Here is a 26,649-nt window from a genome sequence, read left to right as displayed (position 1 = left end):
CTATTCGTAGTGCTTGTCGGGATCGAACATGGCGTCGGGCAGCACAACGCCGAAAGAGTGCAGGCGCTCGACGAATTTCGGCCGCACGCCCGTGGCCTGGAAATACCCGCGCACCAGGCCGTCGGGGCCCATGCCGGTCTGGCGGAACGCGAAGATCTCCTGCATCGTGACCACCTCGCCTTCCATGCCGGTGATCTCCTGGATGCTGGTGACCTTGCGCCGGCCGTCGACCAGGCGCAGGACCTGGATCACGACGGTGATGGCCGACGCGATCTGCTGGCGCACGGAGTGATGCGGAAGGTTCAGGTTGGCCATGCTGATCATGTTCTCCAGCCGCGCCAGCGCGTCGCGCGGGGTGTTGGCGTGGATGGTCGTCAGCGAGCCTTCATGGCCGGTGTTCATCGCCTGCAGCATGTCGACCGCCTCGGCGCCACGCACCTCGCCGATCACGATGCGGTCGGGCCGCATGCGCAGCGCGTTGCGCACCAGCGCGCGCTGCGTGATCTCGCCCTTGCCCTCGATGTTCATCGGCCGGGTTTCCATCCGCGCGACGTGCGGCTGCTGGAGCTGGAGCTCGGCCGCATCCTCGATGGTGATGATGCGTTCGGTGGCGGGAATAAAGCCGGAGAGAATGTTCAGCAGCGTCGTCTTGCCGGCGCCGGTGCCGCCGGAGATGAGCATGTTGATCTTTGCGCCGGCCAGGCCTTCGAGCATCAGCGCCATCTGGGGCGTCAGCGTCTTCAGGTCATTCACCAGGTTTTCCATCCTCAGCGGGATCTTCGCGAAGCGGCGAATCGACATCATCGGGCCATCCAGCGCCACCGGCGCGATCACCGCATTGACGCGCGACCCGTCCGGCAGGCGGGCATCGACCATGGGGCTCGATTCGTCGATGCGCCGCCCCACCAGCGAGACGATCTTGTCGATGATGCGCAGCAGGTGCTTCTCGTCGGTGAAACTGACATCCGTCAGCTCCAGGCGGCCCTTGCGCTCCACATAGATCTGGTCATGCGAGTTGACCAGGATGTCGGACACCGTCGGGTCCGCCATGAGCAGCTCGATCGGCCCGAAGCCGAGCATTTCGTGCTGGATGTCGCGGATCAGCGTGCGCCGCTCGATGTCGTTCAGCGCCTCGGGCTCTTCCTGCAGCAGCCGCGTGACCATCGTGGAGATCTCGTGGCGCAGCACCTCGGGCTTCAGGGTTTCGAGCACCGCCAGGTCGAAGCGGTCCAGCAGTTTCAGGTGCATCCGCTCCTTCAGGAGCTTGTAGGTGTCCGAAGCGAAGGATGAAAGCGGCGCATCGGCCAGGGGCAGCGCCGGCGAGCGCACGACCGGCTCGGCTTCGATCGCATTGAGCTGTTCTCTGAATGACATGTGGACCTGCCTTGATGTTGGAAGAAGAAGATTCGTAAGAGTGCAACGCGGGAATCAGGCGCGGCGAAAGAGCCGGCCGATGAAGCCTGGTGCTTCCTTCGGGCGTGGACTGAGCGTGTGGGAGATCTCCTCGAGCCGCTTGCAGAGCGCGCTGCCCCGCGACATCTCCGCCAGGGGCACGCCGCGGTTGATCGAGGCGTCCACATCCTTGCCGCCGTCGGGCACGCTGACCAGCGTGGCCCCGCCCAGCGAGCGGCGCATGTCGGACAACCCGATCTCCCCGCCACCCGCACTGCGGTTGACCAGCAGTTCGACCTTGCCGGCCGCATAGCCCAGCGACTTGAACATCTGCATGAGGCGCGTCACGTTGCGGATGTGCGGCAGGCTCGGCTGGAGCACCGGGAAAATGCGGTCCGCGCGGTCCAGCACGCGGATGGTGAGCGGATCGATGCGCAGGCCCAGGTCGAACAGCACGAAGTCGTACTGGGCCGCGGCCACTTGAAGGATCGCATCGACGTGCTCGGCCTTGACCTCCAAGGCGCGTGTGAGATCCTCCGGTGCGGCAAGAATGCTGAATCCCGGCGCCACCTTCACCACGCTGGCAGCGAGCAGCGAGGCATCGAGCCGGCCGATGTCGCGGGCCACGTCCGCCACCGTGGAGGTGGGCCGCAGGTCGCTCACATAGGAAAGGGCGTCGCCGAACTGCAGATTCAGGTCGATCAGCAGCACCGAGCGCCGCATGGAGAGCTGATGTCCGATGTTGGTGGCGAGAAAGGTGGCGCCGCTGCCGCCCTTGCAGGGCATGAACGCGACTACCTGCCCCGGCTCGCGCGCCTGCGTGCCGGCCATCTTGAGCGCGATGCGCTCCACGGCCGCCTCGAGCGCCGCCGGCTCGGGCGGCGAAGGCAACACTTCGCGCACGCCCGAACGCATGGCGAGAATCAGGAACTCGGGCGTCTGCATTGCGCACATCAGCACCACGGCGATTGCCGGATGGCGCATCGTGAGCTGCTCCACCATCGCCAGTTCCTGAGTATCGCAGCACATGCCGTCCACCAGCAGCAGTTCGGGCGCCGACCGTTCGACGACCCATTGCATGCGGCTCTTGCCTCCTTCGAACAGCGAGACCACGTGGGAGCGGGCCTCCAGCACCTTGCGCATGTCCTGCAGGTGGCCGGGATTGGGGGAGATGATGGAGATCTTCATGGCGGGTTCCGTTTCGTCTCTACAAGCAGATGGTTGGGCTGTGGGGGTCCTTCCGCATGACTTCGCGCGGCAGGAAGGTGGAAAAACTCGGCATCGGGATCAGCGGCGCCGTTGCCTCGACGATGGGCGAGATCCATTGGTAGTTGAGACCGGTGATGCCGACCGTGACGCCCTCGCAGGTGGCAGCCGTGCAGCCCGACGGCGTCCAGGCCACGCTCACCGCCGTGATCTGCGGCAGCAATGCCTGCATGCGGGCCAGCACCAGCGCCTGCTGTCCCGTGTCGTCGCATACCACCGCGTAACGCGCGCCGGCGCGCGTTGCCTCGCTGGCCATGCTCCACGTGAACAGCATGCGCGCGAAGTCCAGGATGCCCAGCAGCAGCATGAGGAAGATGAGCAGGCCCAGCGCAAATTCCACGGTGGTCGCCCCGGATGTGCGGTGTCTCATGACGGAGCCCTCATGGTGGCGGTGATGTCGCTGAAGACGATGTTGCCGTTCGCATCGGCAAACACGACGCCCGTCACCGACGGAAAGAGCGAATGGAAGGTGTAGCTGCTGATGCGCACCGTCACGGTCGTGATGAGCGGGTTCGCCCCCGCCGTCTGCCAGGTGCAGCAGCTGCCCACAGGCACATTCGCGAGGCTCAGGCCACGCGCGAGCGGCGTGCCCGTGCCGGTGGTGTTGCCGTACACCATGAGGTTGCGCGCCTCGGCGATGTGCGTGCCCGGCGTCTGGACCGACAGGTAGCGAACCGCATCGCGCGTCGACTTGACGACCAGGTTGTATTCGTACATGGCGCGGCCGAACTCGGTCGTGATGAATGTGAGCAGCAGCAGGAGCGGCGTGACGAGTGCCAGTTCGACCAGCGCCGCGCCGCGCTGCCTGTGGTTCGATGTTCTTTTCATTTGCATCACCTCACCAGGACCGGAACCAGTGGGCCTGCCGCGCCGCCAGCGAGCCCGCTCGTGGTGCACGGGCTAAGGGGATCGCCCGCATTGCCGCGGAATTCCAGCCACGTATCGGTCATCGGAATGCTCAGCGGCTGCAGCATCAGCAGGCAGGCGTAGTCGATCACATGCCCGGCGCCGTCGATGATCGGCGCCGTGACGATGCGACGATCGAGCCCATATTGCTTGTGGCCGCCTGCGACGTTCCCGGGCGCTGCCAGCTTCTGAAAGCTGTTGAGCGAAAGCCCGGTGATCGACTCGCAGCTGTTCGCGCCGTTCACTTTCGTGCCGGTGTCGGCGCAGGACGCATAAGCCGCCCGCTTGATCAGGAAGTTCTGGGCGCTACCGCCACCGGGGCTGCCGTCGTAGGCATTGAACTGCGCGGGCCAATTGAGCGCGGTGTAGGCATAGCCGGTGTAGTCGGGCCGCTGGGTGCTCGGATCGCCGGTGTTCTTATAGATGCCGAAGCGCTGGTTCCAGACGTCGACGATGGAGGTTTGTACGCCGGGCGTACCGAGCGTGTCGCCCACCTTCGTTCCGCAGTGATTGTTCATCTCGGACTCGGTTTCCGAGGCGCTGTTGCTGCCATCGAGATTGGCCCAGCCGATTTCGCCACCGGCGGCCCCGCTCTGCGCCTGGATCAGCTTCACCCATTCGCCGACGGCGAAGCCATAGTTTGGCGCCCCGTTACCCGGCTTGGGTTTCATGCCGACCGGAATGGGGCACGTCGTTTGCGCGCTGGCGCGGGTTGCCACTGCGCTGGCCGCAACGCTGCCCGTCGCAGGATAGTCGGCCGCATTTCCGGAGAAGGCACCCATGGCCTTCATGAGCCAGATGACGATGTTGGGCTGGGTGTGCACGCACTGTGCATAGGTGGCCACGAGGGGATCGGTCGTGGGGGCATAGGAAGCATCGCGAAAAGTGATGTCGGCAAAGACCAGCTGGCCCTGCCCGCTCCAGGTGGCCGACTGCATATTGACGCTGTTCGCGTTGCCAGCCGTTTGACCAGCGCTGCGAGCTCGATCTATCGCCGTGCCCTGCTTGTCGAGTTCGCGCGCTGCACCCAGTGCGCAACTGTCCACGGCGGTCTGCAGCTCTGTCCTGACAACGAACAGGTGGCCGAAGTCCAGCGCGATGCCCATGAATCCGAGGAGGAACAGCAGCACTAGCGCGGCGGTGATGATCATCGCGCCGCGCTGACGGCGGCCGGGAGTGTGGACTTGCATGATCGGCTTCCTGTGCAGTGGTGGCGGTTCGAAAAAGCCTTGCGCTTCAGCCGCAGTCCACGCCGTCGAGGCAGGTGCGGACCAGATCGACGAGATCGCTGAGGCCGGTGTCCGTTACCAGTGGCCGCAGCGTGATGATCAGCAGGATCGAGACCACGGCAATGACCAGCGCGTACTCCACCACCTGAGCAGCGCTTTCATCCCGCAGGAATGAACTGAACATGATGAGTACCTCGCTTTTGTGCTGGGTGGCGTTTGGACGGCGGAGGGCGGGGAATGGACAAGCCGTCCCCGCGCCGAGCCCTCGAGCTTCTTACGGGCAGGCCCCTCCCGTGAGGCACCTGCCCACGGTAGCGATGAAGGTCGAGAAGCTGCCGCCGTTATCGGTGAGCGCTCTCAGCGCAACAACCAGCGCGATCGAGACGACGGCGATGATCAGCGCGTACTCGATGACCTGAGCGCCGCTCTCGTCCTGCAGAAATGACTTGAACATGGTGACTACCTCGTTTCTGTGTTGAAAAGGACAGCGGGGGGAAGCGGACAACGCCCTGCCCGCCCCGCCCTCGAGCTGCTTACGGGCAAGCCCCTCCCGTGAGGCACCTGGTCACGGTTGCGATGAAGGTCGAGAAGCCGCCACCGTTGGCAGTAAGCGCCTTCAGCGCAACGACCAGCGCGATCGAGACGACCGCGATGATCAGCGCGTACTCGATGACCTGGGCGCCATCGTCGTCGCGGAGGAAACCACGGGTGAATTGGCCGATGGCCTGGAAGAAGTTGTTCATGAGTCTTTCCTTTCAAGGTTCAAATAAACGAATGGATTTCGTGGTTCATCAAACAGGTTGGAGAAATCGGGTTGTTGCAGATCGTGGTGTTCTCCTTTCCGAACAGGGGGGTTGGGAATGCAGGCCGCGTTCACTTGGTGCCACCACCAATCGCTCCGCCGATGTTGATGACGTTCACTGCGGGCGGCGGCGTCTTGTAGGACTCGTGGTACTGCAGCATCGACTCGCGCGCCGAGCGGCCGTCCATGCCGACAACCGGGTCCCCGTCCTTGCCGGCATCCGGATTGATCGTCATCTTCCTTTTCGCGTCGCGCACCGCATCGCCAAAGCGCGCGTCGTAGTTGGGCGTGACGTGGGAGCAGCCGGTGGCCAGCAGCAGCGTCAGCGCGAGAGTGGTCGACTTGATGAACATGGTGGTGCTCCTCGCGGGTGTCATTGGGTTTGGCCGGCCGGTGCAACCGGTGCCGGGGTGGCGCTTTCGAGGCTGCCGTTCAGGTACACCTCCGCGCGGCTGGGAACGACGTGGTTGTCGGTCGGAACGCGCGGTGCCTCGGCCAGCGGACGAACCAGGCGCGGCGTGATCACGAACATCAGCTCGGTCTGGTCGTTCTGGAACTCGGTGCTGCGGAACAGCGCCCCCATCACCGGCACTTCGCCCAACCCGGGGTAGCGCTTGATGGATTCCGTGACATTGCTCTTGATGAGCCCCGCGATGACGAAGCTCTGGCCGTCGTTGAGCTGCACGGTGGTGTCTGCGCGGCGCACCGTGAGCGAGGGCAGCACGGCGGTCACACCAGTCACGGTGGTAAAGGGCGAGCCGGTCTGCGACAGGTCCGACACCTCCGAGACCATCTTGAGGTTGACGCGTCCGCCGTTGAGCACGGTCGGGGTGAACTTGACCCCGATGCCGAACTCCTTCTCTTCCAGCGTGATGTTCGTTCCCCCGCCGCCGGCGGCGCTCTGCGCGACCGGGATGAAGATCTTTCCGCCCGACAGGAAGCTTGCCTGCTGGCCGCTGATGGCCATGATGTTGGGCTCCGCGAGGATGCGCACCAGGCCGTCGTCCTTCTGGCCGTCGATGCCGATCGAGGTGCGGCCGATCCTTATCGCCTCGAGCAGGCCGCCGCCTCCGCTCAGGAAACTGGAGATCAGCGAGTAGCTGTCGCGGCCGCCGTTACCCGAGCGGCTCAGGCCGACGCGCGCACCGAGCCGGTCCAGCAGCGTCTTGCTGACCTCTGCGATCTTCACTTCGAGCATCACCTGCTGCGGCGCCGTCACGCGCAGCAGGTTCACCACCTTCTTGCCGTCGGCGCCATAGGCCATGGCCAGGCTCATCACGTCGTCGAGCTTGAGCGCATCGCTGATCTCGCCGGTGAGCACGATCGATTTTTCGGCGCTGCGTACGCGGATGTGGTTTTCCTCCGGCATCAGCTCGGCGAGCTTGGACTGCAGCGCGCCCGGATCGATGGTGACGATCACGTCCTTGATGTAGCAGGTGCCGTCGACGCTTTGCAGTACGACGTTCATCGAGCCCGCCTGGCGGCCGCGGAAGAACAGGTCGGTCGGGCTCAGCAGCGTGACGTCGACGTCGGCGATGCCGTCGCCCGCGTTCGCCGCCGTGGCGGCGGCCGGTGCCGGCTGCCCCGCGGCTGCGGGTGCGGCGGCCGGCGCGCGGCTCGGCGGCTGGCCGCTGACCACGATGCGCGCAACGCGTGCCTTCAGCGGAATGACCACCGACTTGCCCAGCACGGCGTAGGTCGGCTGGTCGTCCGGAATGATCGCGGTGCAGCGCCGGGTGGCGGGCGCTGCCGGTGCTGCAGCCGGGGTTGCAGCCACAGCAGCAGCCGCCGGGACCGCGTCCGCGGCCATCGCGGGTGCCGCCAGCGTCATGAGTGCCGCCAAGAGCCAGGCGGGTGAAGAAGAAGAGAGATGTTGCACTTGTGGTTCCTCCTGCGGGGGTGATCAGAAGCAGTTGAGCGTGCGGGCTGCGTGCTGGATCACTTCCACGCACTCCGATTGCCGCTGCGCCATGGGGGCGGTGCGCGGCACGCGCGCGGGGGCCGGCCGCGCTGCCACGGTGGTGGAGATCGGCAGGATTTCCTTCTCGCCGAACAACTGGCCCTTGGTGATGCCTGCGGTGGCGACCGTGGTCTTGTCCATCTGGTTGCGCAGCACCAGCGAGAGGGTTCCCACGCTGCGTGCCAGATCAAGCTTTTCGGAGTCCTCGAGCGAAAGCTCAAGCGTCACGGCGCTCACGACCTTCGGCTTGGTGTCGTCGCGGTTGGCTTCCTGCGCCACCGCCAGCACCAGCACTTTCTCGAGCACGGTCTTGCTGATCTGGCGGTTCTCCTCGCCACGGTTCTTGTCCTGCTGCGCGTTGACCATCACGTCGACGTAGTTGCCCGGCAGCGCGAAGCCCGCCACGCCGACCACGTCGTTGACCCGCACGGTCATGGCGCGCTTGCCGCTGGCAATGACCGCCGAGAGCCCGCCCTGGGTGCCGACGGGCGCGAGCTTGCCTTCCAGGATGGCCTCGCCGCGCAGCACGCCGACCTTGACCACGCGGTCCTCCAGCGACTTGGCGTCCTTGAAGGAACCGGGCGGCAGCGAGCCGCTCGGCCAGTCGACCAGCGACAGCATCTGGGGGTTGACCCGGCTGCCGAGCTCGATGTCGACGGCGGCCACCACCACCTTGTTGGATGCGATGCCGCCCTGTCGGGAGACCCAGCCCGCTGCGTAGACCGCGGCCGCCAGGCCGGTCAGGAGGGCCAGCAGAAGCAGCCCGAGCGCCTTGATGTTTTTCATGCGAATCTCCGCCGTGGATGAAATGAAGAACGGGACGGGCTAGACGAAGCCCAACTGATGCGCCAGGACCTGTGCGATCGTCCCCACGCAAATGCAGATGCCGTAAGGCAGCTTTCCAATGGATTGCCGCGTGTCGATCGTTCCGCTCGGCCGTATGCCCGCAATGCCCGAGACGACGATGCCCTGCGCAGCACCCTTGACGTTGGCCAGCATGTGGCCCAGGCGGCGGCGGTGGATGGCCACCGTCACGGCCGCAAAGCCGCCGACGATGCAGGTGAACAGGATGGCCTGCAGCGTCTGGTAGGGGCCGATGAAGGCGCCGACCATCGCCATCAGCTTGACGTCGCCCGCTCCCATGATCCCCAGCACATAGAACGGCAGCATGATCGCGAGGCCGGTGCCCAGGCCGCCCAGGGCGTTCTGCACCCCGGTCATCGGCGTGCGCGCCGCGAAGGTGCCGTAGATGATCGCGAACACCATGCCGCCGAAGGTCAGCCAGTTGGGAATGCGGTAGAAGCGCACGTCGCTCACCGCGGCCATCACCAGCAGCACGAAGAGCCCGCCCATGCGGAAGTCCGAGGCCAGCATGGCCAGCAGATCGAGGACAGCGTTGAATTCCTGCATGCTGCGGCCCCCTTCAGGCGCTGCGCCGTACGGCAAGCAGCAGGAGCAGGCACACAACCACCACCAGCGAACCGATGAGCGCGGCTTCCATGAACGACATGCCCGCGTCCTCGCGCAGCAGGGTCATGAAGCTTCTTGGCAGCAGGTTGAGCGTTTCCATGCGTGTTCCCCAGTGATGGTTGTCGACTGGCACCGCTTCATTCCCCTTGCCGGGCCGAAGCGTCTTGCCGTGGAGTCACTGTAGAAATCGCGCCGCCTGCGCACATGAGCAGTGCGCCCCTTTTCCAGGGAGACAAGTGCCCCGCCCTCTTGGCCCGCAACCATGACAAACCGCCTGCCTGGAAGCGGCGCGCGGCGGAACGAAAAAAAGGGCCCTGGCGTTGCCGCCAGGGCCCTTGCTGTTGCTCTTGCCTCAGCTCAGGTGTCGAGCGTCAGGTGCTGGCCATGCAGCGCCGCGGCCGCGGGCGACGCAAGAAAGCCGATGGTCTGCGCCGCGACGGCGGTCGACACCCAGTCGGAGGGATTGGTGTCCGGCATGGCCTGCCGATTGGCCGGCGTGTCGAGCACGCTGGGCGCCACGCTGTTGACGGCCACGCCATGCGGGGCGGCCTCGGCGGCCATGGCTTCGACCAGGCGCTGCAGCGCGCTCTTCGACGCGATGTATGCCGCCATGGCCGGCAGGCCGCGCGCCGCCACCTTGGCGGTCACCGCCACGATGCGGCCGGCGCCGTGTTCGATCATCGAAGGCAGCACCGCCTGCGTCACTGCCACGAAGGACCAGGCGTTGAGGTTCATCATCCGGTCCCAGCTTGCCCGCGTGAGCGCATGCGTGGCCTCGCCCATCTCGAAGCCGCCGGCAATATGGACCAGCGCGTCGATGCGGCCGAAGGCCTTGAGCGCCTGGCCCGCAAGCTCCGACATGTCGGCTGCCGAGGTCACGTCGCCCGCCAGCAGCAGGTGCTGCGAATTGTCCAGGCCCGGAAAGACCTCGGCCAGGCGGTCCGCTCGGTGGTCGACCAGCGCCAGGCGCGCGCCCTGCTCGAGAAAATGCTGGACTACCGCGCGGCCCAGCGCACCCGCGGCCCCGGTGATCACAACATGGGACATGGTGGTCGTGTCTGTCATGGAATATCTCCTGCTGGAGGGCCGCGGCCCGTCGATGATGACGAATGCTAACCCCGCCGCGCACAAAATCGTTGAGCCCCGGAATTTTTACGCTATACTTGCGGTCTTGCCAAAAAACGCAAAACGTTTTGTGCAAGGGCTCTTAGCTCAGTTGGTAGAGCAGCGGACTCTTAATCCGTAGGTCGAGTGTTCGAGTCACTCAGGGCCCACCAACCAACATCGCGGAAACGCTGAAAAGCCTGCTACTTCATCGGTAGCAGGCTTTTTTATTGGCTGTCCAGCCAGGCCTCCACAAACCGCGACAGCACTTCCCGCTTTTCCCTGAACTCTGCAAGCAGGTATTGGCGCGCATGCTCCTGTGCCAGTTCGTTCGACAAGAACCAGGCCTCGCGCGTCGGGTCTCCATGCGGGGGCGGCGCGCCCCATGCTGCGGCGCCGTTGCCTAGAAAAGCTTCCGTCACGGGCAGGCGCCCATCGGTGCGGCCCAGTTCCGACAGCGGATTGCGCGGGCCGCCGAGTTCGATGCGGGCGTGCACGATGTCCTCGTCCACCGCGATGGACGCCCCCAGGCCGCCTCGCTGCTGCACCTGCCAGAGCTGCGCGGCACCGGCATGGCGCACCCAGCTTTCCAATGCCCGCGCAAGGCTTTCGATGATGGCTTGCTTGTTGTCCATGCGGCACTCACTCCTTCATGTTCATGTCGACGCCTTGCAGCACTACCACTCGCCGACCTCGCGCACGCGCTGGTCGAGGTCGGGATATTCAAGGCTGCGGTCCGTCGGCGCAAGCGAAGGCGCCGGTGCGCCCCGCCCGGCCGCCATGCCGATGCCCAGGCGCTGCGCAAGCGCCCACGCCATGCGGCGGCGCGGCTGCGCCGGACGGACTGCGATCATGCGGATGGGGGTGTTGCTGCGCTTGCGCATGGGGGCTCCTTGGGTTGATGGCGCGGGTTTTTTCTCCATTTCGGTTGTGTCCTCGCGCGACGGGCAGCACCCTGGGGTGCTGCCCCGTACGACGTCGCCGCACAGGAACGGTCCACTTTCCTGCACATCCCGCCAGGCCGTCCACGCGGCTGGAAACTGGCGGTGTGGCGAAGGCACACCCGAAATGGCAAAACAAAAAGGCCCGGAACCTTGCGGTGTCCGGGCCTCTGGTGAAGAGAGCTTGGGAAGTGCGCTTTAAGCGCAACCTCCGCCCGGGGGCATCTGACCTTTGAGCGCTGCAACGCGCACGAGCGATCGGCCCGAAGCGGGTCGAATGCTGGTGAGGTTCAGTGCGGCGGAGGTCACGATGATTCCTGGTGAAGTTTTTTCTTTGTGCGGCCGGAACCGCGAATGAGCCGAACTGTAAATAGTGTTTACGGCAGCGTCAACAACCGGGACAATCTTTCGTTGTCTCGTTGTTGTTGTTTTCAAACAGTGCCCAATATCACCGTCGCGCGCCGCCGCAATGTTCTTGCGCTGCACCGCCGCTTTCTCGAAGGGGCCATTGCCGCCGGCCTGCCTGCCAAGGGACTGGACCAGGCCTTTGCCAGGAAGATCGAAATCTCGCCCAGCATGTGGAGCCAGATCAAGAGCTCCCGCCCCATCGGCGACAACCTGGCACGGCAGATCGAGCAGCATTGCGAGGTGGAGGCGGGCTGGCTCGACAAGGAAGACCGCCCCTCCGAAGTGCCCGATGCGGCCGAAGAGCGCTTCATCGCGGTCGCGCGCGAAGCTTGGCGGCACGCCAATGCCAAGGGAAAGAGGGAACTCAGCGGCTGGCTCAAGCAGCGCGCGGCGCGCGCGCCCGGCGACGAGCCGCCGCCCTGATGCGCTTCAGGCGAGCGAGGGCGCGCCACGCAGGATGGCCGTGCGCAGGTCTTGCGGAATTTCCACGGCGCGATGGCTCTCGAGCGATGTGGTCACGAGCACCTGCCTGAGCTGCATGCGCAGCTCGCCGCTGGCGGGGTCGAAGCAGCGCAGCGCGAGCGCCATGGAGCGCGAGCCCAGCCGCTCCACCGCCAGGCCCAGCATGACTTGATCGCCCATCCGGCTCACGGCACGGAAGTCGGCCTCGAGCCGCACCGTCGGCAGGCCGATGCGCCGCTCGCTGATGAGCGCGTGGTAGTCGACGCCGAGCCCTTCGCTCACCCAGTCTTCCACCAGGCCGTTGAGCATGACGAAGTACTGCGGATAGAAGACGATGCCCGCCGGGTCGCAATCGGAAAAGCGGATCATCCGCGCGCGCTGGAACTCTGCCTGGGGCGCCTCGGTTCCGCCTGTGCTCATCGCCATCAGCCCTCCTCGCCCGCAGGCTCGCTGCGCATCACGTGCACGCGCAGCTGGCCGAGCTGGGCATGCATCTGCCTGACGGTCTTCATGTCGAGGCCCGAGAACATCTCGAGGATCCATTGCTCGTGCTCCTTGGCCATGGTCTCGAAGCTCGCGCGGCCCTTGGGCGTGAGGCTCACGATCCACGAGCGGCGGTCGTCGGGGCTGTGGGCGCGCGCCACCAGGCCATCGCGCTCCAGCTCGTCGGTCAGGCCCGTGACGTTGCCGCCGGTCACCATCAGGTAGCGCGACAGCACGCGCATCTTGAGGCCATCTTCATAGCGGTAGAGCTGGGCCATGTAGTCGAAGCGCGCCAGCGAGATGCCGAAGCGCTCGCGCAGCCGGCGCCGGATCTCGGCCTCGATCTGCGTGGTGCTGGCGAGCATGCGCAGCCACAGCCTGAGCATGGCGTGGTCTTCGCGGCCGGCACGGGCTTCGTGGCCGAGCTCTTCGGCATCGCTGAGCGCGGCGTGCGAGGCATCGTTGCGCATCACATCACCTCTCCGCCCGACACCGAAACCGACTGCCCGGTGACGGATGCAGCGCCGCTGCCGCAGAGCCAGCGCACCGCGTCGGCCACCTCGGCGGGCTGCACGATGCGGCGCTGCGGATTGACGCTGGAGAACTCGGCCAGCGCATCGGCTTCGCTGCGCCCGGTCTTGCCCACCACGTTGGCAACGCTCGCGCGCAGGATGTCCGTGTCGGTGTAGCCGGGGCACACCGCGTTCACCGTGACGCCCTTGCGCGCCACTTCGAGCGCAAGCGAGCGCGTGAGCCCGACCACGCCATGCTTGGCGGCCGCATAGGCCGCGACGTAGGCATAGCCCTTCTGGCCCGCGGTGCTGGCGATGTTGACGATGCGGCCCCAGCCGGCTTCGAGCATGTCGGGCAGCGCGGCCTGAGTGCACAGGAAGGTGCCGGTGAGGTTCACCGACAGCATGCGCTGCCAGAGTTCGGCCGAGGTCTTGAGAAAAGGCGCGCTCTCGGCCGCGCCCGCGTTGTTGACGAGGATGGCGAGCGGCCCGCGCTCGGCGCGCGCCAGCGCGAAGGCCGATTGCACCGCCTGCGCGTCGGCCACGTCGGCCGCGGCAACGCCGTGGCCCTGGCCCGCGAGCGACGCGGCCACACGCTGGAGCGCATCAAGGTCGCGCCCGAGCAGCGTGAGCGTTGCGCCCTCGGCAGCCAGGGTGCGGGCGATCTCGGCCCCGATGCCGCGTGCGGCTCCGGTGACGAGGGCATGGCGGCCGTTCAAGGAATTTGCGTACATACCTGAATTGTTTAGTTCTGAACCATTTTACCGTGTGCGGCGCATCGCCTGTTCAGCGCATGAAGCGGCCGCCGTTGAGGTCCAGCGTGGCGCCCGTCATGAAGGCTGCCGCGGGCGACGCGAGGTAGACCACGGCGGCCGCCACCTCTTCGGGCCGGCCGAAGCGGGCCAGCGGAATCTGCGCCTTGAGCGCCTGCCGCCGAGCCGGGTCCAGTGCATCAATCGCGGGGCTGCGAACTGCCGCCGGCGCCAGTGCATTCACCGTGACGCCATGCGGTGCGAGTTCCTGCGCAAAGCTGCGTGTCAAGGCCAGCAGCGCCGCCTTGCTGGCTGCATAGTGCACGCCGGTTGCGGCGCTGGGCTGCTGGCCCGCCAACGACGCCAGGTTGACGATGCGGCCGGCTCCGCGCTCGCGCATGTGCCGCCCGGCAATGCGGCAGCCGAAGAAGCTGCCGCGCAGGTTGACGGCCAGCACGTCGTCCCACTCTTCGGGCGTGATGTCCCAGGGCGAGGTGAGCGGCGTGCGCGCGGCGTTGTTGACCAGCACGTCGACGGCGCCGAAATGGGCCACTGCCGCTTCGAAGCAGCGGGAGAACGCCGCCTCGCTGCGCACGTCGAGCTCCATCGCGATGCAGTCGGCACCCGCGGCGCGCAAGCCCGCGGCTGCGGATTCAGCGCCGTGGGCATCGATGTCCGCCAGCACCACGCGCGCACCCGCTTCGGCCAATCCGCGCACAATGGCGGCACCCAGGCCCTGCCCCGCGCCGGTCACGAACGCGGCCCGGCCAGCAAGCGGTGGCGGCGCGGAACTCATGCCGTCTTTGCAGGGGGACGCAGGCCGGGCCGCCCGTCCCAGGTCTGTTCGCTGACGCCGCGCTCGCGCAGCTTGAACTTCTGCACCTTGCCGTTCTCGGTGCGCGGCAGGTCCGGCAGCACGTCAATGTAGCGCGGCACCGCGAAGTACGGCAGGCGGCTCTCGCAGAAGCGCGCCAGTTCGGCCGGGTCGATGCGCTGGCCCTCGCGCGGCACCAGCGCGGCCATCACCTCGTCCTCGGCCAGTTCGGATTGCACCGGGTACACGGCGCAGGAGGCCACGCCAGGGTGGCTCAGCAGCACCTGCTCGACCTCGAACGACGAGATGTTCTCGCCGCGCCTGCGGATGGCGTCCTTGATGCGGTCGACAAAACGAAAGGCACCATCGGCATCCCGCACCACGCGGTCGCCGGTATGGAACCAGAGGTTGCGCCAGGCCTCGACCGTCTTCTCGGGCATGTTGAAGTAGCCGCTCGCAAAGGCATGAGGCTCGTCCGCGCGCAGCAGCAGTTCGCCGGCCTCGCCTGCCGGCAGTTCCGCATCGCCTTCATCGGCCACGCGCGCCTGGAAGCCGGGGCGCAGCCAGCCCATGACGCCGCCGCGCGGCGAATCCGGCGCGGTGGCGATCGCGAAGTTGGTCTCGGTCGATCCATAGCCCTCGAGCAGCGGCACGCCGGTTCGCGCCCTGAAGGCCTGCCCGGCCGCCGACGGCACGCCCGGCCCGAGCCCGATGCGCACGCGGTGATCGCGCTCGCCGTCGCCCTCGGGCTGGGCCAGCAGGATGGGCACCATCGCGCCCAGCAGGTAGACCACGGTCGCTCCGTTGGCGCGCATCGACGGCCAGAAGCCCGAGGCCGAGAAGCGCGATTCGAACACCACCTCGGCCCCGGTCAGCGCGGCCTGCGCGAAGGTGTTGAGCGCATTGATATGGAACAGCGGCAGCGTGGTGCACAGCACGTCGTCGCGGCCGACGCCGAGCACCTCGGCGCTGTTCACGCCCCACCAGAAATACTGCGCATGCGGGCAGACCACGCCCTTGGCCGGGCCGGTGGTACCGGAGGTGTAGAGGATGGCGAGCGGCTCGCCGGGCTGCACCGCGGCTGGCGCAATGGCTGGCCCGCCTTCGGGATAGCTCGAGACGCGAATGCCTGCAGGCGGCACCCATGAAGCAGCCGCCTCGCCGACGACCCAGAGCTCGCGCAGCGCCGTTCGGCCGAGCTCGGCGGTCTTCAGCCGCTCGAGAAAACCCGCCTCGATCACCAGCAGCTTCGCCTCGCTGTTGGCGAGGAAGTATTCGATCTGCGGCCCCATCGACGCGGTGTTGACCGGCACCACCGACGCGCCGAGCCAGCCCGCGCCGAGAAAGGTTTCGAGAAACTCGATGCGGTTGCCGCACATCACGGCGATGCGGTCGCCGCGCGCCACGCCGGCCTGCGCCAGCGCGCCGGCACGCACCGCAGCCGCCCCGGCCGCGTCGCCATGCGTCCATTGCCGCGCCGCCATTCGAAGCAGCGGGCGCCCGGCGAAGCGTTCCGACTGCCGCTGCAGTATCGCGGGCAGCGTGCGTTGGGACGGCGGCAGCGCGCGCGCCTCACTCGTCATCGTGCGTGCCTCCGCCGAGGTAGGTGGCCTGCACCCGCGGATCGCTCGCGAGTTCGCCCGATGCGCCTGACAGCGCAATCTCGCCGGTTTCCAGCACGTAGCCATGGTCCGAGCTTTCGAGCGCGGCACGCGCGTTCTGCTCCACCAGCAGGATCGAGACGCCGTCCTCGCGCAGCTTGCGCACGATGGAAAGAATGTCGCGCACGATCAGCGGCGCGAGGCCGAGGCTGGGCTCGTCGAGCATCAGCAGGCGCGGTGCGGACATCAGGGCGCGGCCCACCGCAAGCATCTGCCGCTCGCCGCCCGAGAGCGTGTCGGCGCGCTGCGAACGGCGCTCGGCGAGGCGCGGGAAGCGGTCGTACACCGACTGCAGCCGCTTCTTCATGGCGTCGCCGCGCAGCCGCTTGGCATAGGCGCCGAGCTGCAGGTTGTCGAGCACGGTGAGCTCGCCGAACAGCTCGCGCTTTTCGGGCACCAGGCACAGGCCGCGCTCCACGCGCGCCTCCACGTCGAGGCCCTGCAGGTCTTCGCCCTCGAAGCGCAGCGTGCCCTTGCAGGGCAGCAGTCCCATGGCGGCCGCCAGCAGCGTGGTCTTGCCCGCGCCATTGGGGCCGATCACCGAGATGATCTGCCCCGGCTGCAGGTTCAGCGACACGCCGCGCACCGCCTCGACCTGCCCATACGACACGTGCAGGTCGCCAATCTCCAGCATCGCCGTCATACGACACTCCCCAGGTAAGCCGCCTGCACGCGCTCGTCGGCGCGCACCGCCGACGGTACGCCCTCCACGAGCTTGGAGCCGAAGTTCATCACCACCAGACGGTCCACCAGTTTCATCACGAAGTCCATGTCGTGCTCGACGATGAGGATGGTCACGCCCTCCTCGCGCAGCTTGCGCAGCAGGTCGCCGAGCGCCATCTTTTCCTTGCGGCGCAGGCCCGCCGCGGGCTCGTCGAGCACCAGCAGCACCGGGTCGGCGGCCAGCGCACGTGCAATCTCCAGGATGCGCTGCGTGCCCAGCGGCAGGCTGCCCGCGAGTTCGTGCGCGCGGTCCCCCAGGCCGATGCGGTCGAGCTGGCGCTGCGCCTCCTGCAGGATCTGCATCTCTTCCCTGCGGTCGAGCCGCAGGCCTGCCTTCAGGATGCCCGAGCGGGTGCGCGAATGCGCGCCCAGCGCCACGTTGTCGAGCAGGCTCATGTGCGGCCTGAGCTTCACATGCTGGAAGGTGCGCGCCAGCCCCAGCCGCGCCACCTGCCGCTGCGGCATGCCGGCGATATCGCGGTCGAGAAAGCGCACCTGGCCCGAGGTCATCGGCAGCGTGCAGGTCAGCAGGTTGAACATGGTCGACTTGCCCGCGCCATTGGGCCCGATGAGCCCGACGATCTCGCCCGCATTCACCTCGAAGCTCACGTCGTTGACCGCCACCAGCCCGCCGAAGCGCTTGACCGCGCCGTTCACCGACAGCACCTGCGTGCCGCGCGCGGGCAGCTGCCGGTGCGGCAGCGGATCGACCGCGGGCGCTTCGTGGCGCGAGGCAGCTTGCGTGCCGGCGCGGCGGCGCGTCCAGCGCCGCAGCAGGCCCATGAGGCCGCCGCGCGCAAAGTGCAGCAGCAGGATGAAGAGCGTCGCAAAGGCAACGGCCTCCAGCTGGCCGGCGCGCTGCGTGAGCATCGGCAACACGTCCTGCAGGCCGTTCTTGAGCACCAGCACCAGCGCGGCACCCACCAGCGCGCCCGCCAGCTGCCCGAGCCCGCCGGCCACCGCCATCAGCAGGTATTCGATGCTGGCGCGCACGTCGAAGGGCGACGGGCTCACGAAGCGGTTCATGTGCGCATAGAGCCAGCCCGCCAGCCCTGCGAAGAGAGCCGCCGTGACGAACAGCGTGAGCCGCACGCGGTAGGCATCCGCCCCTACGCTCGCGAGCAGCGTGGCGCCGCCGCGCAGGCCGCGGATCGCGCGCCCCGGCCGCGACTGCAGCAGGTTCTGGCTGAACAGGCAGGCCAGCCCGACCACCACCCAGATCAGGTAGTACATGGAACGCGGATCGGCCAGCGACCAGCCCGCGATGCGCAGCGCCGGAATGTTCGACAGGCCCGTGTGGCGCCCGAGCGCATCGACGTTGCCGAACAGCATCGCGATCGACAGGCCCCATGCGATGGTGCTGAGCGGCAGGAAGTGCCCGCCCAGCCGCAGCGTGAGCATGCCGATGGCCAGTGCCGAGAGGCCCGTGAGCAGCAGCGCGAACAAGAGGCCGATCCATGGCGACATGCCTTGCGTGGTGGTGAGCCAGGCCGTGGCATAGGCCGCGATGCCTACGAAGGCCGCCTGCCCGAACGAGGTCGCTCCACCCACGCCGGTGAGCAGCACCAGCCCAAGCGCCACCAGCGCGCCGATGCCGATGTCGTTGAGCAGCGAGACCGTGAAGCTGCCCGCCACTGCCGGCACCAGGGCCAGCACGGCGACCACCGCGGCGATCCCCACCATGCGTTTGCGGTTGCCGTTCATTGCTCCACCTCGTCTTCTTCCTCTTCGGAGTGCGCGGCCATGAAGGACCGCAGCATGAGCACCGGTATCAGCAGGCTGAACACGATCACGTCCTTCAGCGCCCCGCTCCAGAACGAGGCGAAGCTTTCCACCACGCCGACCGCGAGCGCGCCCACGGCCGTCATCGGATAGCTCACGAGCCCGCCGATGATCGCGGCCACGAAGGCCTTCAGGCCGATGATGAAGCCCGAGTCGTAGTACATGGTGGTCACCGGCGCGATCAGCACGCCGATGAGCCCGGCCAGCAGCGAAGCGCAGCCATAGGCCAGCAGCGCGGTGCGCACCGGCCGGATGCCGACCAGCCGCGCGCCCACGCGGTTGACGGCCGTGGCGCGCAGCGCCTTGCCCGCCACCGTGCGCTCGAACACCAGAAAGAACAATCCGCTCAGCACGATGGCCGCACCCACCATCAGCACCACCTGGCCGCTGACCGTGAAGCCGTCGCCCAGCGTGAACACGGCACTCGTGAGCGGCGTGGTGCGCGAGCCTTCAGGCCCGAAGAACAGAAGGCCCAGGCCCGAGAGCAGGAAGTGCAGCGCCAGCGAGACGATCAGCAGCACCAGCACCGAGGCATCCGCGATCGGCTGGAACACCACCCGCGCGAGCAGCGGCGCAATGGGCACCACCAGCAGCACGGCCACGGCAATGTGCACCGCCACCGGCACGCCGGGCCGCGCGGCCAGCCACGCCAGCAGGCAGGGAATGGCGGGCAGCACGCCCCACATCAACACGGCTTTCGGAATGCGTGCGGCCTCCCTGCGCCGCAGCAGGCTGCCGATCTCCGTCGCCAGGGCGAGCGCCGCGAGCACGGCGACCATGCCGATGGTCGGCGGCACGCGGCCGGTTTCGAAGGCCGCGAGCGACAGCGCCGCGAAGGCCGCGATGTCGCCGAACGGCACGAACACCACCCGCGTGACGGAAAAGATCAATACCAGCCCGAGTCCGGCCAGCAGATAGACGGCACCGTTGGCCAAGCCATCGGTGACGAGGATCAGCGCCACGTCCCATGTCATGGAAAAGCCCTTGGCAATATCGTTGTCGTTGTTGTTGCTTGCATGGGGTGGTTCAAGGTGCGAGCTTCCACTGGCCGTTGTCGAGCTTGACGATCACGCGGGCGCGTTCGTCCACACCGTAGAGGCTGCCGGGCTTGAAGGTGTAGACGCCGTGCGTGCCCACCACTTCCCTGGTGCTGAAGATGGCATCGCGCAATGCCACGCGGAATTCGGCCGTGCCCGGCTCCGCCTTCTTCATGGCACGCGAAGCGGCATCGGCAAACACCAGCCAGCCGTCGAAGGAATAGGCCGAGAACGCGTCGCTGGTGGGCGCGTTGTTGACCTTCTGGAACACGGCGCGGAAATCGGTCGCGATCTTCTTGGTCGGATGGCTGTCGGGCAACTGCTCGGCCACGATCACCGGGCCGGTGGGCATCAGTGCGTTCTGCCCCGCGGCACCGACCACGCGCACGAAGTCGGGGTTGATCAGCCCGTGCTGGCCGTACACGCCGCCCTTGTAGCCGCGCTCCTGCAGCGCAAGGAAGGGCAGCGCGCCCGGCGTGCCGGCACCGCCCGTCATCACGGCATCGGGCCGCAGCGCCACGATCTTCAGCACCTGACCGGTCACCGAAGCGTCAGCGCGCGCATAGCGCTCGTTGCTCACCACCTTGATGCCGGCTTCGGGCGCGGCCTTCATCAGTGCGTTGTAGACCAGGTCGCCCCAGGCATCGGTGAAGCCGATGTAGCCCACGGTCTTGACGTTGTTGCGCTTCATGCGCTCGACCACCGCATCGATCATCAGCTGCGTGGGCTGCGCCACCGTCATGACCCAGGGGTTCTCGGCCGGGTCGAGCAGGATGGGCGTGAGGCCGATCATCGGCACCTTGGCTTCCTTGCCGACCTGCGCCATGGCAATGGCGGCAGGCACGCCCGAGGTGCCCATCAGCACATCGACCTTGTCCTCCTCGATCAGCTTGCGGGCATTGCGCCCGGCCGTGGTCGGGTCGGAGCCGTCGTCCAGCACGATGAGCTGCACCTTGCGGCCGTTGACTTCCGGCTTGTAGGCCAGCGCGGCCTGCATGCCCTTGGCATAGGGCACGCCCAGCGAGGAGTTGGGCCCCGACAGCGACACGCTCAGGCCGACCTTGAGGTCGGCCGCGAATGCGCTCGCAACACCACAGGCGGTCAGCGCCGCGGCGAGGGCACCGCGCGTCAAAGTCTGCATCAGGCTCTTCATGTCGTAGCTCCGGTGAGGATGGATGGGTGGATGGAAATGGACGGGGAAAACTCAGATGAACAACTGGATCGCCGGCAATGGGCGCGCGGCGTTGAGCAGGTCGATGCGCTTCTCGCGGATGGCCCATCCCTCGGGCGTGCGCACGAGGCGGTGGCGGGCGGTGCCGGTCAGCAGGATCTGCGATTCGCCGCGCGCTTCGATATAGAGGAACGGCGTGCGCAGGCGCACTGCATCGCTCGTCTCTTCCTCGATGCGCGAAGACTGCAGCACATGCTGGCTGTGGCTCGCGGGATGCTGCGAATGGGCACGCGGGTTCTTCAGGCGATCCACGCGCAGCTGCAGCAGCAGCCGGTCCTCATACGCCAGCGAGTTGTGCGAGAACGGATCGGCCTGCGCGGCGCCGAGCAGCGGAATCCAGTAATGGCCGTCTTCGGTGAAGAGCGCCAGCCAGTCGTCGAAGCGCCGCTCGTCGAGCAGTGCGGCCTCATGGGCAACGAAATCGCGCGGGTCGCCATTCATGCCGCGGCCTCCATGCCCGCCACCATCGACCTTGCCCAGGCGCGGAACTGGTTGCGCATGAGCAGCTCGTTCGTGCCATTGGTGGTGAGGGTCGGCTGCGCGAGTTCGGCCGCGTCGTAGTTGCGGTGCAGGCTCACCCATTCGTTGCCGCCGGCGCGCAGGCCCTGCTGGATGCTCTCGAACAGGTGCACGTCGTCGTGCGCAACCACCGACATCGGCGAGAACACGAGCCGGTTGTAGCTCATGGCCCGTTCGAAGAGCAGATCCGGCGCACCGGCTGCGCGGAAGCTCCAGGCCTCGACGAGCGTGCGGTCGGCGGCCAGCGGGCGGATCACGCGGATGGCCTGCGGCGAGCCCTTGACCGACAGACTCGGATAGAAGACCGAGTTCTGCGGCGAGCGCTGCAGGATCTCGGCCGCGCGCTCCTCGCCATGCGCGGCGCGCATCGCAGCCTCGTACTCGGGCAGCTGCGCATAGTTGGAATGGATGCTGAAGTTCACGCCCAGCACGCTGTGGCCATTGGCGAACACCCGCCCGCCCATCCTGTCGAAGAATTCGTAGCCCGAGCCGAAGGGCAGGATCTGCTCCATCGCCATCGGCTTGGGGGCGGTGGGCGCATGGCCTTCCCACAGCGCCTCGGCCGCCTTGGTGGCCGACTCGTGCGTCGACATCGGATGCACCGTGTCGTTGATGTTCTCGAGGTACATCTTCCAGTTGCAGTGGACGATGTTGCGCAGCACGCCGCCGCCGACCGTGAGCCGGCCCTCGGGCGAGCGGTCGACCATGTTGTCGATGGCGCCGAGCACCTCGCCGAAGTAGTCCTCGAACGAGGGGCCGGTGTCCGCGAGCCGCACGAAGACGAAGTCGCGGTAGACCTTCACGTGCTTCACCACCGAAAGCCCCCGACCCGACTCGCAGGCCTTGAGCTGCGTGCCTTCGTAGCCGTTCTTCAGCGGCACACCGAGCGGTGCGCCGTCGAGCTTGTAGGTCCAGGCGTGGTAAGGGCAGCGGAAGAAGCGGCCGGTGTTGCCGCATTCGTCGGTCACCAGCTGCGTGCCCTTGTGGGCGCAGCGGTTGTACATGACGTGCACCGCGCCGTCGGGCTGGCGCACCATGAGCAGCGGCCGGCCCGCAATGTCCTGCGCCACGAAGTCTCCCGGCTCCGGCACCTGGCTCGCGTGGCCGAGATAGACCCAGGTGTTCGCGAACAGGCGTTCCTGCTCGAGCGCGAAGATCTCCTCGCTCAGGTACAGGTCGCGGTGCACGCGGTCGTCCTGCACGAGCGCGGCGATGCGGTCCGGATGATGGCGGTAGCTGGTCATCGGCGGGCGCTCAGCTTCTCAGGGAACGAGCTTCCACTGGCCCTTGTTCATCTGCACGATCACCACGCCGCGCTGGTCGGAGCCGTAGCGGTCGTCCGGCTTGAAGGTGTAGATGCCGTGCGTGCCCACCAATTCCTTGGTGCTGGCGATGGCGTCGCGCAGCGCGCTGCGGTACTGCGGCGTGCCGGGCTCGCCCTTGGTGCGCGAGGCCGCATCGGCCAGCAGCAGGTAGGCGTCGTAGGTGTAGGACGAGAAGGCATCGGTCGGCACCGCGCCGTTCACCTTCTGGTAGGCGTTGCGAAAGCCCATCGACACCTTCTTGATCGGGTTGCTGTCGGGCAGCTGGTCGGCCACCAGCACGGGGCCGCTGGGCACCTGCAGGCCTTCGATGGCGGCACCACCCACGCGCACGAAGTCGGCGTTGATGAGGCCGTGCGTGCCGTAGATCTTTCCCTTGTAGCCGCGCTCGGCGAGCGCGAGGTAGGGCAGCGCGCCGGGCGTGCCCGAGTTGCCGGCAAACACGGCATCGGGCCGCTGCGCGACGATCTTGAGCACCTGCCCGGCCACCGAGGAATCGCTGCGCGCATAGCGCTCGTTCGCGACCACCTTGATGCCGGCCTTGTCGGCGCTCTTCACGAGCGAGTCGTAGGCCAGGTCGCCGAGTGCATCGGAAAAGCCGATGAAGGCCACCGTCTTCACGCCGGACTTCTGCATGCGCTCGACCACGCCCGCGACCATGAGCTGGAACGGCTGCGACACGGTCACGGTCCATGCGCCTTCGGGGCCGGGGATGGTGACGGGCGTGGGCGAGATCAGCGGGGTGTTGAGTTCGCGCGCCACCGACGCGATGGCCATCGCGCCCGGCACGCCCGAGGTGCCGATCAGCACGTCGACCTTGTCTTCCACCACGAGCTTGCGCGCGTTGCGCCCGGCGGTGGTGGGGTCGGACGCATCGTCGAGCACGATCAGCTGGACCTTGCGGCCGCCGATTTCCGGGTGTTCGGCAATGGCGGCGCGAATGCCCTTCTCGTACGGCACGCCCAAGGCAGCGACCGGGCCCGAGAGCGAGCTGATGAAGCCGATCTTGAGGTCGGCCGCCATGGCTGGTGCGGCCGCCAGTGCCACGGCGGTGAGGCCGAGGATCCGGGCCAGGTTCTTTTTCATTGAGGTTGCTCCAGCGTGTGTTGTTTCAGGGAACCAGCTTCCACTGGCCTTTTTCCAGCTTCACGACAACGCGCGACCGTTCGTCCGATCCATAGCGGTCCGTCGGCTTGAAGTTGTAGACCGAGTGCGTGCCCACCAGCTCCTTGGTACTCACGATGGCGTCGCGCAGCGCAAGGCGGAACTGCGGCGTGCCGGGCTCGGCCTTGGTGGCGAGCGCGCGCTGGGCCGCGTCGAGGTACAGCAGCCAGGCATCGAAGGTGTAGGCCGAGAAGGCATCGGTCGGCGGCGCGCCGTTGGCCTTCTGGTAGGCCGCGCGGAAATCCATCGACACCTTGCGGATCGGGTTTTCGCTCGGCAACTGCTCGGCCACGATCACCGGGCCGGTGGGTGCCAGCAGGCCTTCGACCGAAGCGCCGCCCACGCGCACGAAGTCCGGGTTGATCAGCGCATGCATGCCGTAGATCTGGCCCTTGTAGCCACGCTCTGCAAGTGCCAGGTAGGGCAGCGCGCCCGGCGTGCCCGAGGTGCCGGTGATCACCGCATCGGGACGCAGCGCCACGATCTTCAGCACCTGTCCGGTCACCGACGAATCGGCGCGCGCATAGCGCTCGTTCGACACGATCTTGATGCCGGCCGGCTCCGCGCTCTTTTGCAGCGCGTCGTACACCAGGTCGCCCCAGGCGTCGGAAAAACCGATGTAGCCGACCGTCTTCACGCCCGACTTCTTCATGCGCTCGACCACCGCGCTCACCATCAGCGGCGCAGGCTGCGGCAGCGTGACCATCCATGCGCCCTCTTCGCCCGGCAGGTTGGCGTTGGCGATCGAGATCAGCGGCGTCTTCGTTTCGCGCGCCACGCCGGCAATGGCCAGCGCGCCGGGCGAACCTGCGGTGCCGATGATGACGTCGACCTTGTCCTCGTCGATCATCTTGCGGGCATTGCGCGCAGCCGTGGATGGATCGGAGGCGTCGTCGAGCTGCACCAGCTGGATCTTGCGGCCGCCGATGTCGGCCTTGTAGGCGATCGCGGCCTTCATGCCCTTCTCATAGGGAATGCCGAGCGACGACACCGGACCCGACAGCGACGTGATGAAGCCGACCTTGAGATCGGCCGCCCAAGCGCCCGCGGCGCTCAGGGCGCCGAAGGCCGCGGCAATGCCCGCGATGGCACGGAATCGGTTCAGGACTTTCATGGCGATGCTCCAGGGTGATGTTTTTGAATGGAACGGATGAACGCGGAAAAAACTAGAGGGCGAGGCTGCCGACGCTGGTGCCGCCGCAGACGTAAAGCACCTGCCCGGTGACGAAGCTGCTGTCGGGGTCCGCAAAGAAACGCACGGCGCGTGCCACGTCGGCCGCTTCGCCGAGCCGCTTGACAGGCACGGAGGCGGCGAGCGCGCGTTCCTTCTCGCTGCCGGCCTCGACCACGTCGTAGAACATGTCGGTGCGGATCGGGCCGGGCGCCACGACATTCACCGTGATGCCGTCCGCGGCCAGCTCGAGCGCCCAGGTGCGCGCCATGCCCAGCATGCCGGCCTTGGTGGCCGAATAGCTGGTGCGTGTGGCCAGGCCCAGCGCGGCGCGCGACGACAGCAGCACCACGCGGCCGAAGCGCTGCGCGCGCATCGCGGGCAATGCGCCCTGCACCAGCTGGATGGCACAGCCCAGGTGCAGGTCGACCAGCGCATCGAGATCGACGAGCTTCACGTCAGGCAGCAGGGCCGCGCGGATGACGCCAGCGTTGTGCACGATGGTGGTCGGCGAAAAGCGCTCGACCAGTTCGCGCACCGCTTCGCCCGTGGCGGCGCGGTCGCTCAGGTCGACCTCGATGCTGTGCAGCTTCGGGTGGCCGATCCCGGCCTTGCGGCGCGCGAGCGACACCACCTCGTAGCCCTGCGCGAGCAGGTCTTCGCAAATCGCCTTGCCGATGCCGGCGCTGCCGCCGGTGACGGCCGCGACCTTGGGCGCCGTGCTCATGTTGAAGCTCCCACCAGCGCGAGCACCCGCAACGGACTGCCGCTGCCCTTCTCGATCTTGAGCGGCGGGCAGATCAGCACCGCGCCCGAGGGTGGCAGCAGGTCGAGGTTGCTCAGGCATTGCAGCCCGTAGCGCCCCGCGCCGTGCATGTAGTAGTGGCACGGATACGGCGGCCGCAGGTGGTAGCCCTGCCCCGCGTCGGTGCCGATGGCCTCCGAGCCGAAGCCCAGCACCTCGCGCTGCTCGACCAGGAAGCGCACGGCCTCGGTGCTCGGGCCGGGCGTGTGCTGTCCGGTCTCGTCGAAGTTCTGGTAGGCCTCGGGGTCGCTGCGCTTGGACCAGTCGGTGCGCATCAGGACCCATGCGCCCTTCGGGATGCGGCCGTGTGCCGCTTCGTAGCGCTCGATGTCGGCCACGCTCAGCAGGTAGTCGTCGTTCGCCTGCACGTCGGCCGAGCAGTCGATCACGCAGGCCGGCGCCACGAAGTGCTGCACGGGAATGGTGTCGACCGAGTTGTTCGGCAGGTCGCGGCCCGAGATCCAGTGGATGGGCGCGTCGAAGTGCGTTCCGGTGTGCTCGCCGCAGGAAAAATTGTTCCAGTACCAGCCCGGGCCGCGCTCGTCGTACTTCGACACTTCCTCGATGCGGAAGGGCCAGCACTGCCCCATCTCGGGCGGCAGCGCGATCTGCGGGAACTCGGGCGTGAGCGTCTGCGTAAGGTCGATCACGCGGATGCGGCCGCTGGCCATCGCGGTCACGAGGCCGCCGAGGATTTCTGCGGCGGACATCAGTTCGGTCGTCGTGGTCATTC

Annotated in this window: 32 protein-coding genes and 1 tRNA gene; 2 read left to right on the top strand and 31 right to left on the bottom strand. The window is 67.2% G+C overall.

The features are described from left to right. From FB547_RS09650 to FB547_RS09590, 14 genes are all read right to left on the bottom strand, one after another. Positions 1-1,374 (bottom strand): CpaF family protein, encoded by a 1,374-nt coding sequence (locus FB547_RS09650; RefSeq protein WP_145741643.1) that lies wholly within the window; start codon positions 1,372-1,374, stop codon positions 1-3. Between the two features lie 54 nt (positions 1,375-1,428). Continuing rightward, positions 1,429-2,580, bottom strand: coding sequence for a CpaE family protein (locus FB547_RS09645; protein WP_145741641.1), 1,152 nt, complete (start codon positions 2,578-2,580; stop codon positions 1,429-1,431). A 19-nt stretch (positions 2,581-2,599) separates the two neighbouring features. Beyond that, positions 2,600-3,028: a TadE/TadG family type IV pilus assembly protein gene (locus FB547_RS09640; RefSeq protein WP_145741639.1), complete on the bottom strand. Its 429-nt coding sequence runs from the start codon at positions 3,026-3,028 to the stop codon at positions 2,600-2,602. After that, positions 3,025-3,486 carry a TadE/TadG family type IV pilus assembly protein gene (locus tag FB547_RS09635; RefSeq protein ID WP_145741637.1) on the bottom strand — a complete coding sequence of 154 codons (462 nt, stop codon included), beginning with the start codon at positions 3,484-3,486 and terminating at the stop codon, positions 3,025-3,027. The genes FB547_RS09640 and FB547_RS09635 overlap by 4 nt, the downstream gene beginning before the upstream one ends. 5 nt (positions 3,487-3,491) lie before the next feature. Further along, positions 3,492-4,754: a TadE/TadG family type IV pilus assembly protein gene (locus tag FB547_RS09630; protein WP_145741635.1), complete on the bottom strand. Its 1,263-nt coding sequence runs from the start codon at positions 4,752-4,754 to the stop codon at positions 3,492-3,494. Positions 4,755-4,800: 46 nt separating this feature from the next. Continuing rightward, complete coding sequence (locus tag FB547_RS09625; RefSeq protein WP_145741633.1) at positions 4,801-4,977, bottom strand: Flp family type IVb pilin; 177 nt, start codon at positions 4,975-4,977, stop codon at positions 4,801-4,803. A gap of 90 nt (positions 4,978-5,067) precedes the next feature. Further along, a complete protein-coding gene (locus tag FB547_RS09620; RefSeq protein WP_145741632.1) occupies positions 5,068-5,247 on the bottom strand; it encodes a Flp family type IVb pilin in 180 nt (59 codons plus the stop codon). Between the two features lie 79 nt (positions 5,248-5,326). Then, positions 5,327-5,536 carry a Flp family type IVb pilin gene (locus FB547_RS09615; protein WP_145741630.1) on the bottom strand — a complete coding sequence of 70 codons (210 nt, stop codon included), beginning with the start codon at positions 5,534-5,536 and terminating at the stop codon, positions 5,327-5,329. Between the two features lie 130 nt (positions 5,537-5,666). Then, entirely contained in the window at positions 5,667-5,948 is a 282-nt protein-coding gene (locus FB547_RS09610) for a hypothetical protein (RefSeq protein WP_145741628.1), read from the bottom strand. A 20-nt stretch (positions 5,949-5,968) separates the two neighbouring features. Then, positions 5,969-7,474 carry a type II and III secretion system protein family protein gene (locus FB547_RS09605; protein WP_145741626.1) on the bottom strand — a complete coding sequence of 502 codons (1,506 nt, stop codon included), beginning with the start codon at positions 7,472-7,474 and terminating at the stop codon, positions 5,969-5,971. Positions 7,475-7,498: 24 nt separating this feature from the next. Continuing rightward, the gene (gene cpaB, locus FB547_RS09600) at positions 7,499-8,341 is read right to left on the bottom strand and encodes a Flp pilus assembly protein CpaB (protein ID WP_145741624.1); all 843 of its coding nucleotides are present in this window, start codon (positions 8,339-8,341) and stop codon (positions 7,499-7,501) included. A gap of 39 nt (positions 8,342-8,380) precedes the next feature. Further along, positions 8,381-8,965, bottom strand: a complete 585-nt coding sequence (locus FB547_RS09595; protein WP_145741622.1) for a prepilin peptidase — start codon at positions 8,963-8,965, stop codon at positions 8,381-8,383. A 13-nt stretch (positions 8,966-8,978) separates the two neighbouring features. Continuing rightward, complete coding sequence (locus FB547_RS33285) at positions 8,979-9,125, bottom strand: hypothetical protein (RefSeq protein ID WP_164547758.1); 147 nt, start codon at positions 9,123-9,125, stop codon at positions 8,979-8,981. Positions 9,126-9,382: 257 nt separating this feature from the next. Beyond that, positions 9,383-10,090: an SDR family NAD(P)-dependent oxidoreductase gene (locus tag FB547_RS09590; protein WP_145741621.1), complete on the bottom strand. Its 708-nt coding sequence runs from the start codon at positions 10,088-10,090 to the stop codon at positions 9,383-9,385. A gap of 136 nt (positions 10,091-10,226) precedes the next feature. Here FB547_RS09590 and FB547_RS09585 point away from each other — a divergent pair. After that, a tRNA-Lys gene (locus FB547_RS09585) sits at positions 10,227-10,302 on the top strand. 54 nt (positions 10,303-10,356) lie between these two features. On the opposite strand, the gene FB547_RS09580 is transcribed toward FB547_RS09585, so the two are convergent. Both FB547_RS09580 and FB547_RS09575 read right to left on the bottom strand, forming a co-directional pair. Next, on the bottom strand, positions 10,357-10,764 hold the full coding sequence (locus tag FB547_RS09580) for a hypothetical protein (protein ID WP_145741620.1): 408 nt from the start codon (positions 10,762-10,764) through the stop codon (positions 10,357-10,359). 42 nt (positions 10,765-10,806) lie between these two features. Then, on the bottom strand, positions 10,807-11,013 hold the full coding sequence (locus tag FB547_RS09575; protein ID WP_145741618.1) for a short-chain dehydrogenase: 207 nt from the start codon (positions 11,011-11,013) through the stop codon (positions 10,807-10,809). Positions 11,014-11,508: 495 nt separating this feature from the next. Between FB547_RS09575 and FB547_RS09570 the strand changes: the two genes are divergently transcribed. Then, on the top strand, positions 11,509-11,901 hold the full coding sequence (locus FB547_RS09570; protein WP_145741616.1) for a hypothetical protein: 393 nt from the start codon (positions 11,509-11,511) through the stop codon (positions 11,899-11,901). A gap of 6 nt (positions 11,902-11,907) precedes the next feature. On the opposite strand, the gene FB547_RS09565 is transcribed toward FB547_RS09570, so the two are convergent. From FB547_RS09565 to FB547_RS09495, 15 genes are read right to left on the bottom strand one after another with little or no spacing between them, the layout of a single operon-like run. Beyond that, positions 11,908-12,366: an acyl-CoA thioesterase gene (locus tag FB547_RS09565; RefSeq protein ID WP_145741614.1), complete on the bottom strand. Its 459-nt coding sequence runs from the start codon at positions 12,364-12,366 to the stop codon at positions 11,908-11,910. Further along, entirely contained in the window at positions 12,366-12,893 is a 528-nt protein-coding gene (locus tag FB547_RS09560) for a MarR family winged helix-turn-helix transcriptional regulator (RefSeq protein ID WP_145741612.1), read from the bottom strand. The genes FB547_RS09565 and FB547_RS09560 overlap by 1 nt, the downstream gene beginning before the upstream one ends. Further along, positions 12,893-13,669: an SDR family NAD(P)-dependent oxidoreductase gene (locus FB547_RS09555; RefSeq protein ID WP_145741610.1), complete on the bottom strand. Its 777-nt coding sequence runs from the start codon at positions 13,667-13,669 to the stop codon at positions 12,893-12,895. The genes FB547_RS09560 and FB547_RS09555 overlap by 1 nt, the downstream gene beginning before the upstream one ends. Positions 13,670-13,721: 52 nt before the next feature. Further along, entirely contained in the window at positions 13,722-14,483 is a 762-nt protein-coding gene (locus FB547_RS09550) for an SDR family NAD(P)-dependent oxidoreductase (protein WP_145741609.1), read from the bottom strand. Next, on the bottom strand, positions 14,480-16,084 hold the full coding sequence (locus tag FB547_RS09545) for an ATP-dependent acyl-CoA ligase (protein WP_145741607.1): 1,605 nt from the start codon (positions 16,082-16,084) through the stop codon (positions 14,480-14,482). The genes FB547_RS09550 and FB547_RS09545 overlap by 4 nt, the downstream gene beginning before the upstream one ends. Further along, entirely contained in the window at positions 16,074-16,805 is a 732-nt protein-coding gene (locus FB547_RS09540; RefSeq protein ID WP_145741606.1) for an ABC transporter ATP-binding protein, read from the bottom strand. The genes FB547_RS09545 and FB547_RS09540 overlap by 11 nt, the downstream gene beginning before the upstream one ends. Beyond that, on the bottom strand, positions 16,802-18,589 hold the full coding sequence (locus tag FB547_RS09535) for an ABC transporter permease subunit (RefSeq protein ID WP_145741605.1): 1,788 nt from the start codon (positions 18,587-18,589) through the stop codon (positions 16,802-16,804). The genes FB547_RS09540 and FB547_RS09535 overlap by 4 nt, the downstream gene beginning before the upstream one ends. Further along, positions 18,586-19,641: a branched-chain amino acid ABC transporter permease gene (locus tag FB547_RS09530; RefSeq protein ID WP_145741603.1), complete on the bottom strand. Its 1,056-nt coding sequence runs from the start codon at positions 19,639-19,641 to the stop codon at positions 18,586-18,588. The genes FB547_RS09535 and FB547_RS09530 overlap by 4 nt, the downstream gene beginning before the upstream one ends. 52 nt (positions 19,642-19,693) lie before the next feature. Further along, on the bottom strand, positions 19,694-20,857 hold the full coding sequence (locus tag FB547_RS09525) for an ABC transporter substrate-binding protein (RefSeq protein ID WP_145741601.1): 1,164 nt from the start codon (positions 20,855-20,857) through the stop codon (positions 19,694-19,696). Between the two features lie 51 nt (positions 20,858-20,908). Further along, positions 20,909-21,376 carry an aromatic-ring-hydroxylating dioxygenase subunit beta gene (locus FB547_RS09520; RefSeq protein ID WP_145741599.1) on the bottom strand — a complete coding sequence of 156 codons (468 nt, stop codon included), beginning with the start codon at positions 21,374-21,376 and terminating at the stop codon, positions 20,909-20,911. Further along, entirely contained in the window at positions 21,373-22,698 is a 1,326-nt protein-coding gene (locus FB547_RS09515) for an aromatic ring-hydroxylating dioxygenase subunit alpha (RefSeq protein ID WP_145741597.1), read from the bottom strand. The genes FB547_RS09520 and FB547_RS09515 overlap by 4 nt, the downstream gene beginning before the upstream one ends. A gap of 18 nt (positions 22,699-22,716) precedes the next feature. Next, positions 22,717-23,862: an ABC transporter substrate-binding protein gene (locus FB547_RS09510; protein ID WP_145741595.1), complete on the bottom strand. Its 1,146-nt coding sequence runs from the start codon at positions 23,860-23,862 to the stop codon at positions 22,717-22,719. Positions 23,863-23,887: 25 nt separating this feature from the next. Then, on the bottom strand, positions 23,888-25,054 hold the full coding sequence (locus FB547_RS09505) for an ABC transporter substrate-binding protein (RefSeq protein WP_145741593.1): 1,167 nt from the start codon (positions 25,052-25,054) through the stop codon (positions 23,888-23,890). 52 nt (positions 25,055-25,106) lie between these two features. Beyond that, on the bottom strand, positions 25,107-25,838 hold the full coding sequence (locus FB547_RS09500) for an SDR family NAD(P)-dependent oxidoreductase (protein ID WP_145741591.1): 732 nt from the start codon (positions 25,836-25,838) through the stop codon (positions 25,107-25,109). Further along, positions 25,835-26,647, bottom strand: coding sequence for a cyclase family protein (locus FB547_RS09495; protein WP_145741589.1), 813 nt, complete (start codon positions 26,645-26,647; stop codon positions 25,835-25,837). Before FB547_RS09495 ends, FB547_RS09500 begins: the two co-directional genes overlap by 4 nt. Between the last annotated feature and the right edge of the window lie 2 nt (positions 26,648-26,649).

The sequence above is a fragment of the Variovorax beijingensis genome, assembly GCF_007828835.1.
GTDB classification, from domain to species: Bacteria; Pseudomonadota; Gammaproteobacteria; order Burkholderiales; family Burkholderiaceae_C; genus Variovorax; species Variovorax beijingensis_A.
Note: the sequence above shows the minus strand (reverse complement) of the source record. Positions and strands in the feature narration are given on the sequence as shown.